The organism is Plesiocystis pacifica SIR-1, from assembly GCF_000170895.1.
GTDB classification, from domain to species: domain Bacteria; phylum Myxococcota_A; class Polyangia; order Nannocystales; family Nannocystaceae; genus Plesiocystis; species Plesiocystis pacifica.
This window is the reverse complement of sequence record NZ_ABCS01000189.1, coordinates 1-9,459: the sequence shown is the minus strand read 5'-3', so window position 1 is coordinate 9,459 and position 9,459 is coordinate 1. Positions and strand designations below refer to the sequence as shown.

The window sequence follows — 9,459 nt, the reverse complement described above, 5'->3', positions numbered from 1 at the left end:
CCCGAGGCCGACCAGGCCCTGCGCACGGGCATCCTCCAGATCCTCGACGGGACCCTCGAGCCCACCCACCTCGCGCCCCTCGAGCCGGCCTGGTTCGTCGACCGCGAGCGCCTGCGCGAGCTCGGTGCGCCCGCCGGCGCCCGGGTGCCCGAGCCGCTCATGGCCGAGCTCGCGGACAAGCGGGGCTGCGAGCAGATCCTCCACGGGCGCATCGCGGCCGCCGGCGAGGCGGGCTACACCCTGAACCTCGAGCTCGACCGCCGGGTCCCGCGGGGCGAGGCCGAGGACGCACCCCCGAGCCCCCCGGCCGCGGTCGAGCTCGGCCCCGCGCCCTTGCTCGACGCCATCGACGACGCCTCCGAGTGGCTCGGCCGCGAGCTCTCCCCGGGCCGACGACAGCCCACCCGGACCCTCGTCCGCGACCGCTACACCGCCGACGAGGAGGCCCTGCGCCTGTACTTCGCCGCCCGCGAGCCCTTCGCCGAGGACGATCCGCAGCGCAAGTTCGACCTGGCCCACGCCGCCTTCGAGCGCGACCCGACCTTCGTCCGCGCCGGCTGGCTCGCCGCCCGGCACTCGCGCCTGGTCAACGCCAACGCCCGCACCCTCGAGCTCATGGGCCGGGCGATCGACCACGACTACCGCCTCGACGACGCCGAGCGCCTCGACGCCCGCGCCTTCCTGCTCGAGCTCGAGGGCAAGCGCGCGCTGGCCGAGCAGGCCTACCAAGACGCCCTCGTCTACGCCCCCGGCGACGTCGACATCCTCATGAGCCTCGCCGAGCTCCGCATGGGCCGCAACGACCGAGACGGCGCGCGCGAGGTCCTCGAGCAGGTGGTCAGCGTCGACGCCACCCACATCGCCGCCCTCCGGGGCATGTGGATCTTGTCCCTCAACGACCCCGAGCGCTACCAGCTGTCGCGCCAGTTCGCCGAGACCCTCGTCGAGCTCCGCCCCGAGGACGCCAAGTACCACCTCATGCTCGGCAACAGCTGGCTGCGCCTGCGCGAGCTCGACAAGGCCAAGATCGAGCTCGGCCGGGCCTACGCCCTCGAGCCCGACAACCCGATCTACGCCAGCGGCGACGCAGACCTGGAGATCATCGCCGGCAACCACGAAAAGGGCCTGAAGCTCCACGTCGACCCGGTCCAAAAGGCCCTCGAGCAGTTCGAGGCCAACCCCCGCGACCGCGAGGCCCGGGACACCTACCACGCCATCGCCGGCAAGTACGCCCGGCGCCTGCTGATGTTCGGCCGCACCCGCGAGGCCTACGCGGCCATCGAGGCCGTCCCGCGCTGGCTCATCGAGCACTCCGAGCTGCCCCCCGCCCAGCTGCTGTTCACCCTCAACAACCAAGACGAGAACTACCTGCTCGCCTACGGCTACGCCGGGCACGAGGAGGAGGCCTACGCCCTCCTCGATCGCCTCGACGCCGGCGAGGCCGAGACCGCCCAGCTGATGTTGTTGGGCACCAAGCTCGACGTGGCGATCGCGGCCGACGACCGGGCCCGGGCCGAGACCTTCCACGACGAGATCGAGACCATCCTCGCCCGCGAGCCGATCCTCCGCGACGCCGTGGGGGTGATCTTCACCCTGCGCTGGCACATCTACAACGAGGACTGGGCCGCCGCCACGGCGCTGTGGGACGCCCACCGGGAGACCGCGGCGGACGACCCCTTCATGCAGCAGATCGTCGTCGAGGCCCTCGCCGGGACCGAGCGCTGGGACGAGCTCGAGGTCATCGTCGAGGACCTGCTCGAGTACATCCCCAACTACGCGCACATGCACGTATTTCGCGCGCAGGTTCAGTGGAGCCGAGGCGAACGCGAGGCCGCCCGGGCGAGCCTCGACGAGGCCCTGCGGCTGTGGGCCCACGCCGAGCCGGACTTCGCCCCCTACGTCGACGCCAAGGCCCTGCGCGCGCGCTACATGGACGCCGGTTGAGCCTGGGTCGACGATTTTTTTTGAAATGCTGAGACAGATTCGGGGCGAGCGGCACTGGTAGATGTAGCCGGAAGGAACCGGCAAAGAGCCGACCCATGACCGCCATCATCACCCTCGCCACCCTCACCGTCGTCACCGTTGCCCTCGCCCCCGGGCTGGCCGAGCTCGCCCGCATGCGCGAAGAGCAGACCAACCCGATCCGCCAGCTCCGCGTGCCCACGCGTCGCAGCCAGGCCGAGGCCCTCCACCCCAGCGCCAGCTTCCACGGCGCCTGAGTCGTGGACGTGGGGCAGGGAGGGCGTGGCGTCGTCCACGACGGCTAAAATAGACAGAGGGGCGGACAGGACTTGTTCTGGCCGACCCTCTGACCCCGACAACCCCACAGCCGAGTCGCCCCGAGAGGGGCGATTCGCTCGTTGGCGCTCGACACCGCAGCCTGCGCTATGATCGGCGCATGGCCGCCCCCGAGACCACCGACGAGGAGCTCTACGCCGCGTGGGCCGCGGGCGATGAGCGGGCCGGGGAGCAGCTCATGCGCCGCCGCATGCCGGGCGTGCGCCGAGTCGTCCAGAGCCTGCTGACGGGCGCCGAGGCCCAGGACGCCGTGCAAGAGGTGTTCGAGCGCCTGGCCAAGCGGGCCCGCTCGGGCGCGGCGATCGAGCGCGTCAAGGCCTACATCGGCGGCGTCGCCCGCAACGTCGTCCACGAGCAGCTCCGCGGCCGTCGCAAGGCCGGCGTCGACCTGGGCGAGCGCAGCCTCGTCGACCTGCGCCCCAACCAGAGCATCGAGATGCAGCGCCGCGAGGACAACCACCTGCTCCTCAAGGCGCTGCACCGCATGCCCGTCGACGACCAGCTGATCATCGCCCTGCGCTACTGGGAGCGCCTGCGCACCCGCGAGCTCGCCGAGGCCCTCGAGCTCAACCCGAGCACCGCCCGGACCAGGCTGCAGCGCGCCGAGGAGCGCCTGCGCAAGCTCGTCACCCAGCTCGCCGAGTCGCCCGAGGCCCTCGAGACCACCATGGGCTCGCTGGGCGGCTGGGCCCGCGAGCACCGGGCCAAGATCGAGCGCTGAGCAAACCGACTTGGCGAGGCCGAGCTGGCGCTCGGACAGGGCCCACGGGCGGGCGAGGCCAGCGTCGCCTTCCGACCAGGCTCTCAGCGCGGCTCGCCCTTGAGTCGCGCCCTCATTGCCCGCACAATCCCGCGGTGAGCCGCGCTCCCTTCTCGCGCCGGGTCTGGCTGGGCGCCAGCCTCACCGCCCTCTCGGCGGCCTGCGCCCGACCCCGCCCGACCCAGCTGCCCGCTGGCGGACCCGAGGGGACCCGCGCGCTGAGCAAGCGGGGCGCCCTCAACCTGCTCGCCCTCGCCGAGCTCGCCGGGACCATCCGTTGGCTGCACCCGAGCGCCGCCGTGACCGGGGCCGGCTTCGAGAGCCTCGTGCTCACGGGCATCCGCGGGCTCGAGGGCGCGGAGGACAGCGCGACCTTGCGCGCCGGGCTCGAGGGCTTGTTCGCCGAGGTCGCGCCGACGGTCCGCGTGTGGCAGGCCGAGGCCCCGCCCGCCCTCGACGAGCCGGACGCGCCGCAGTGTCCCAAGGAAGAGGAACAAGAGCAGGTCGAGGATCGGGCGCGCGAGGAGGTCACCGCCCACAAAGCCGAGCGACCGCCCACGCCCGCGCGCACGACCCGGGGCAAGGCGCCGACGGAGACCGAGGACGAGGCCGAAGACGAGACCGAGACCGACGACGACGCGGCGGACGACGACGGATCGGAGACAGAGACCGAAGACGGCGAGTCCGACGAGTCGGAGACCGAAGAGAGCGAAGCGCCCGAGACCGAAGCCGAGGGGTCCGAGACCGAGGACACCAAGGACGACGCGAAAGACGACGCGGAGCCCGAGCCCGAGTCCAAGGCGCGGCCCAACCACGGCGAGTCCGACCCAAAGCCCGAGCCCGCCAAGGGCGACGCCCCGAAGACCCCCGAGGCCGAGGACGAGCCTGAGCTCCCCGCCGCCCTCCTCGACCCCCGCGAGGACCTGAACCTGGTCCAGTGGCGCCGCAGCGGCCTGTCCGAGGGGCTCCCCGGCCAACCCGGCTGCGCCATCCGCCTGGCCCACGGCCCGCGGGCACGCTGCGAGCTCCCCTCGACGCCCCCTCGCCGTCGCCGACCCCACCCGCCCTGTGCCCAGTGCGGCGAGCACGACGACATCGACGTCCTCGTGCCCAGCCAGCCGGCGCGCGTCGAGCTCGGCATGGGCCTGCGCGCCCTCGTCCCCCTCGCGCTGTGGGACGAGACGAGCGAGAGCCAGGCCCCCGACCCCGCCCTCGCCTTCGACGAAGCGGCGGCCTTCGACTACGACCCCAGCGACCGGAGCACGCGCCTGCTCGTGCTGCTGCGCGCGTGGGCGGCCCTGCGCCACTTCCACCCCCGGGCGGCCGCGCTGAGCCCCAAAGAGTTGACCGAGGCCCTGTGCGCGACGGCGGAGTCGGCCGATCCCAAGGTCCTCCGCGACGCCCTCGAGGGCTGGCTGGTCGCCCTCGACGACGGGCAGGGCGCGATCGAGACCCACGGCTCCGAGCGGCCGAGCAAGCGCTGGGCCCCGCCCTTCGAGCTCGCCTGGGTCGAAGAGCGCGTGGTCCTCGGGCCCGTCCCCGGCGAGCCCGCCTCGCGCCTCGACGGCCTGCGCCCCGGCGACGTGATCACGGCCATCGACGGCGAACCCATCGAGGCCGCCCTCGCGACCGCTTTGGCGCGCACCCCCGCGGCCACGGCGAGCGCCCAGGTCCACCGCGCCGTCGCGGGCCTGCTCGACCGTCCCGAGCGCGGCGCCCTGGTGGCCCTCGAGCTCTCGCGCACCGACGAGGCCGGCGAGGAGCGACGCCTGCAGCTCGACGCCCCCGCCCTCGCGCGCCGCGACCGTCGCCGCCTCTCGGGCGTCGACCTCCGACCCGAGCGCGCCTTCGTCGAGCTCGAGGACGGCATCGTCTACGCCGACGCGACGCGCCTGCCCTCCCTCGACGGCCTCGCCCGGCGGCTGCGCCTCGCCCGAGGGCTGCGCGGGCTGATCCTCGATCTGCGCGGGGAGCTGCGCGACGCCGACGGCTCCCTGATCCCCCACCTCGCCCCGGACATCGACGCTGCGGGGCCCATCGCCAAGGTCCGCAGCGGTCCCTCGGCCGCGGGCGCCCTCGAGCTCCGCCCCCTCTCTGGGTGGAGCCCTCCGGGGTCGGGCGCCAAGCGAGGACGACCCCTCGACATCCCAACCGACGCCGTGATGGCCCTGATCGACGCGCGCACCAGCGGCCAGGCCGAGCTCGAGGCCGCCGGCCTCGACGACCTGGGCGTCGCGTGCGTCGGCCGAAGCACCGCCGGCGACGCCCACCCAGGCCCGAGCGCGTGGCTGTGGCTGCCCGGAGGCTGGCGCCTGCGCCTGTCCTCGGGCGTCCTGTTCCGCGCCGACGGCAGCGCGCTCACGCACGCGGGCGTGCGCCCGTCCGTCCCCGTGGCCCCAAGCCTCGCAGGCACGCGCCGCGGCGAGGATGAGGTCCTGGCAGCCGCCGTCGCCGAGCTCTCCGGCCGCTGATCTGATAGCGTCGAGGCCGGGAGGCTCGACGCCAATGGGTGACCGCAAACAAAAGCTCTCACACGAAGCCAAGCTCACGCGCGAGGAGGTCGTCAGCCTGTTCGAGGATCTGCTCGCGGGTCTACGCAGCGGCGCGATCACCCTCAACCACTCCAAGCCGGGCAGCGAGCCAGGCAAGACCGACGCGCCCGGCGAGGCCCTCACCCTCCAGCCCAGCGACACCCTCGAGCTCGAGCTCGAGGCCAAGGTCAAGGGCCTGCGCGAGTCCCTGTCCGTCGAGCTGAGCTGGAAGCGCCCCAAGCCCAAGAAGGTCGAGCGCGCGCCCACGCTGCGCATCGGTGACGCCGAGGACGAGGGCAGCGATCCTCAGCCCATCGAGGCCAAGGCGCCGGCCAATACCAGCGCCTCCCTGCTCCGCCGCCGCGCCCCAGAGCCGGCTCCCGCTCCCAAAGCGACCGTCGAGGCCCCCGCTCCCGAAGCCTCCGCGCCGGCCGAGGCCCCCGAGCTCGCGCCCCAGGATCTGCTGCGCCTGTCCAAAGAGCGGCTCTACGCCCTCGCCCAGGCCCTCGGCGTCCCCGGGCGCTCGAGCCTGCCCAAGGTCGCCCTCGCCCGGACCCTCCTCGACCACCCTGGCCTCCCCGAGCGCCTCGACGCCGACGACTACGCGCGCATCGAGGGCTGAGCGGCCATGGACGGTCAGGAGCTGCTCGCGGCGATCGTCGCCAACCCCGAAGACGACGCGCGCCGCCTGGTCTACGCCGACTGGCTGCTCCGCTCGGGTGACCGCCTGGGCGAGCTGATCGTCGCCCAGCTCGAGCAGGCCGCGAGCCCCGACAACGTCGCCCTCAAGCGGCGCGTGGCCCAGCTCATCAGCGCCCTCCGGACCCAGCTCGTCGGCGACCTGCCCCTGTCCCAGCCGGTGTTTCGCCGGGGCTTCATCGTCGCCGCCGAGATCACCGCTGCCGAGCTCCTCGAGCTCGGCGAGCGCCTGTTCGAGCGCCTGCCCCTGCTGGTCGAGCTGATCATCTGGCTCGAGCGCCACGAGGCCTCGACCAAGGTGTGCGCCTCGCCCCTGCTCGGGCACCTGCGCGAGCTGGAGTTTCGCTACGCCCGCGGCATCGACCCCCAGGCCCTCGCCGCCAACCCGCACCTCGCCAAGCTCGAGCGCCTCGGGCTGACCAGCTGCGAGCTGAAAACGGCCGAATTCGCCACCCTCGCCGCCAGCTCGACCCTCGGCTCGCTGCGCACCCTGGCGATCGGCTCGAACCCCGTCGAGGCCGCCTCCGTGGCCGCCCTCGCCAAAGCCGAGTTCGCGCCCTCGCTCACGGGTCTGCGCCTGTGGAAGGCACAACTGAGCGTCGATGCAGTCCGAGCCCTGCGCGCCTTCGAGGGCCTGCGCGCCCTCGATCTGAGCTTCAACAAGCTCGGCCTCCCCAGCCTCGGGCTGCTCGGCGAGCTCAGCCCGAGCCTGCGCTCCCTGACCCTCCGAGGCGTGCGTTTTCCAGGCCCCGAGGGCGTCTCGGCCCTCGCCCCCCTGACCCTCGGGGCGCTCGAGCTCGAGGGCGCGCTGATCGGAGACGCGGGCGTGGCCCGGCTCGACCAGCTCGATCTGAGCGAGCTCGAGACCCTCGACCTGTCCGGCAACCGCTTGACCCGCCGCGGCCTCGCGCACCTCCTCGCCCTCCCCCTGCCCAAGCTCCGCCGGCTGAACCTGCGGAGCAACGAGTTTGGCCGATCCGCCAAGTCCTTCGCTCGCAAACTGACCCACACACGGGTCGAACTCGATGAGATAGTGCTGCCTGCGGGGCGTTGAAGTAGCACCAGCGACGAGCGAGTGACGATGGCGAAGACAAAGAAGAAGACTGCCAAGAAGAAAGCTACGGCCAAGAAGAAGGCCACCAAGAAGAAGACTGCGGCCAAGAAGAAGGCCACCAAGAAGAAGGCCACCAAGAAGAAGGCCACCAAGAAGAAGGCCACCAAGAAGAAGGCCACCAAGAAGAAGGCCACCAAGAAGAAGGCCACCAAGAAGAAGGCCACCAAGAAGAAGGCCACCAAGAAGAAGGCCACCAAGAAGAAGGCCACCAAGAAGAAGGCCACCAAGAAGAAGGCCACCAAGAAGAAGGCCACCAAGAAGAAGACTGCGGCCAAGAAGAAGACTGCGGCCAAGAAGAAGACCGCGGCCAAGAAAAAGACCGCGGCCAAGAAAAAGACCGCGGCCAAGAAGAAGACCGCGGCCAAGAAGAAGACCGCGGCCAAGAAGAAGACCGCGGCCAAGAAAAAGACCGTGGCCAAGAAAAAGACCGCGGCCAAGAAAAAGACCGCGGCCAAGAAGAAGACCGCGGCCAAGAAAAAGACCGCGGCCAAGAAAAAGACCGCGGCCAAGAAGCCCGCTGCCAAGAAAAAGCCCGCTGCCAAGAAAAAGCCCGCTGCCAAGAAAAAGCCCGCTGCCAAGAAGCCCGCGGCCAAGAAGCCCGCGGCCAAGAAACCCGCGGCCAAGAAGCCCGCGGCCAAGAAGCCCGCGGCCAAGAAGCCCGCGGCCAAGGAGCAGCCTGCCGCCAACCAGAGCCCAACGATCGACGTCAACGGAAAGACCGTGGTCGTCACGGGCAAGCTCGCCAAGATCAAGCGCGCCGAGGCCGAAGCTCGCCTGAACGCCCTCGGGGCCAAGGTCTCGGGCTCGGTGTCCAAGAGCACCGACCTGCTCTTCGTCGGTGAAAAGCCCGGATCCAAGCTCGCCAAGGCCAACAAGCTCGGCATCCCCGTCCACGACGAGGCCGCGCTGATGCAGCTCGTGGCCAACGTCGACGCCAAGCCCACGGTCAAGGCGGCCCCCAAGGTCGAGACCAAGGCGGTCGCGGCGCTAAAGGGCAAGAAGATCGCGGTCACCGGCAAGCTCTCGCTGATGACCCGGGCCGAGGCCAAGGCGCACATCCTCGCGGCCGGGGCCAAGCCGACGAGCTCGGTGTCGGGCGCGACGGACCTGCTCATCCTCGGTAAGGACGCCGGCTCGAAGCAGCGCCTGGCCATCCAGCTGGGCGTCGAGACCGTCAACGAGGACCAGTTCCTGCGGATGATCGGGGACGAGCGCGCCCCGGAGGAGGTCGAGCTGCTCGGCGCGCTCGCGGACTTCCTGCCCCGCTACCGCGCGATGCTCCAAGAGCTCCAGGCCTCCTCGGAGGTCCGCCTGCTCATCAACCACATCTCGCCGCCCGCGAGCGAGGCCGACATCAACGCCGTGTCCGAGCACCTCGGCGAGGAGCTCGAGGCCTCGATCCTCAACTTCTACCGGCAGTGCGACGGCCTCCAGCTGATGTGGGCGACGACGGACAACGCCAACGCCCAGGGCCCAGGGGTCAACACCTCGTTCTACGACTATCACCCCGGCGACGGGGCCATCAACATCCTCTCCCTGCGCGAGACCTTCATCGACGCCGACTGGCACGGCCAGCACTACTTCGACTTCATGAAGGATCACGAGAACGACGAGGAGTTCGCGGGCGAGAGCTACCCGCTGTGGGACTTCTCCCGCTCGATCCGGGTGTTCGACAACTTCAACATCTACAACATGGCGGGCTTCGTGATGATCGCGGCCAAGGGCTCGCCGCTGAGCCCTCCGATCAGCATCGGCGATGATCACGGCGCGTGCTGGACCGACGCCCGGATCACGGACTTCGAGAGCTACATGGAGATCCTGCTCGCGACCCGTGGGTCGATCGCCGCGCGCCGGGAGCTCTTGCTGACCTACGCCGGCCACCGCAGCAAGCCGCTGCGCATGGACAAGGCCCACTGGGACAAGAACCCGCGCACCCTCGCGGAGGTCTTGAAACAAGCCCGCGACCGGCAGAGCTAGCTCGCCTCTCCCGGGCTGGTTGGTGGCTCCGCCGACCGGCCTGGGGTCGTGGTTTGACGAGGGGCTCGACTCCGATGGAG

Annotated in this window: 7 protein-coding genes and 1 pseudogene; all 8 read left to right on the top strand. The window is 71.2% G+C overall.

The annotated features are described in order from the left end of the window. Positions 1-1,944: tetratricopeptide repeat protein (locus tag PPSIR1_RS40575; RefSeq protein WP_006977151.1), on the top strand; the 1,944-nt coding region annotated here is incomplete at its 5' end. A 95-nt stretch (positions 1,945-2,039) separates the two neighbouring features. Then, a complete protein-coding gene (locus PPSIR1_RS40570) occupies positions 2,040-2,219 on the top strand; it encodes a hypothetical protein (protein WP_006977150.1) in 180 nt (59 codons plus the stop codon). A gap of 179 nt (positions 2,220-2,398) precedes the next feature. Further along, positions 2,399-3,019 (top strand): RNA polymerase sigma factor, encoded by a 621-nt coding sequence (locus tag PPSIR1_RS40565; protein WP_006977149.1) that lies wholly within the window; start codon positions 2,399-2,401, stop codon positions 3,017-3,019. A 134-nt stretch (positions 3,020-3,153) separates the two neighbouring features. Further along, positions 3,154-5,529, top strand: coding sequence for a PDZ domain-containing protein (locus PPSIR1_RS40560; protein WP_006977148.1), 2,376 nt, complete (start codon positions 3,154-3,156; stop codon positions 5,527-5,529). Positions 5,530-5,563: 34 nt separating this feature from the next. Further along, positions 5,564-6,211: an amphi-Trp domain-containing protein gene (locus PPSIR1_RS45365; RefSeq protein ID WP_006977147.1), complete on the top strand. Its 648-nt coding sequence runs from the start codon at positions 5,564-5,566 to the stop codon at positions 6,209-6,211. Positions 6,212-6,217: 6 nt separating this feature from the next. Further along, positions 6,218-7,342 carry a TIGR02996 domain-containing protein gene (locus PPSIR1_RS40550; RefSeq protein WP_006977146.1) on the top strand — a complete coding sequence of 375 codons (1,125 nt, stop codon included), beginning with the start codon at positions 6,218-6,220 and terminating at the stop codon, positions 7,340-7,342. Between the two features lie 771 nt (positions 7,343-8,113). Further along, a pseudogene (locus PPSIR1_RS51450) lies at positions 8,114-8,323 on the top strand (BRCT domain-containing protein); the annotation flags it as partial. Further along, positions 8,312-9,379 carry a BRCT domain-containing protein gene (locus PPSIR1_RS51445; protein ID WP_420813403.1) on the top strand — a complete coding sequence of 356 codons (1,068 nt, stop codon included), beginning with the start codon at positions 8,312-8,314 and terminating at the stop codon, positions 9,377-9,379. The pseudogene PPSIR1_RS51450 and the gene PPSIR1_RS51445, both read left to right, overlap by 12 nt. The last annotated feature ends 80 nt before the right edge of the window (positions 9,380-9,459 follow it).

Bases quoted from the DNA above. Each gene is read 5' to 3' on its own strand.
- PPSIR1_RS51445 (WP_420813403.1), top strand. From the start codon at position 8,312: ATGCAGCTCGTGGCCAACGTCGACGCCAAGCCCACGGTCAAGGCGGCC.
- PPSIR1_RS40570 (WP_006977150.1), top strand. From the start codon at position 2,040: ATGACCGCCATCATCACCCTCGCCACCCTCACCGTCGTCACCGTTGCC.
- PPSIR1_RS40565 (WP_006977149.1), top strand. From the start codon at position 2,399: ATGGCCGCCCCCGAGACCACCGACGAGGAGCTCTACGCCGCGTGGGCC.
- PPSIR1_RS40550 (WP_006977146.1), top strand. From the start codon at position 6,218: ATGGACGGTCAGGAGCTGCTCGCGGCGATCGTCGCCAACCCCGAAGAC.
- PPSIR1_RS45365 (WP_006977147.1), top strand. From the start codon at position 5,564: ATGGGTGACCGCAAACAAAAGCTCTCACACGAAGCCAAGCTCACGCGC.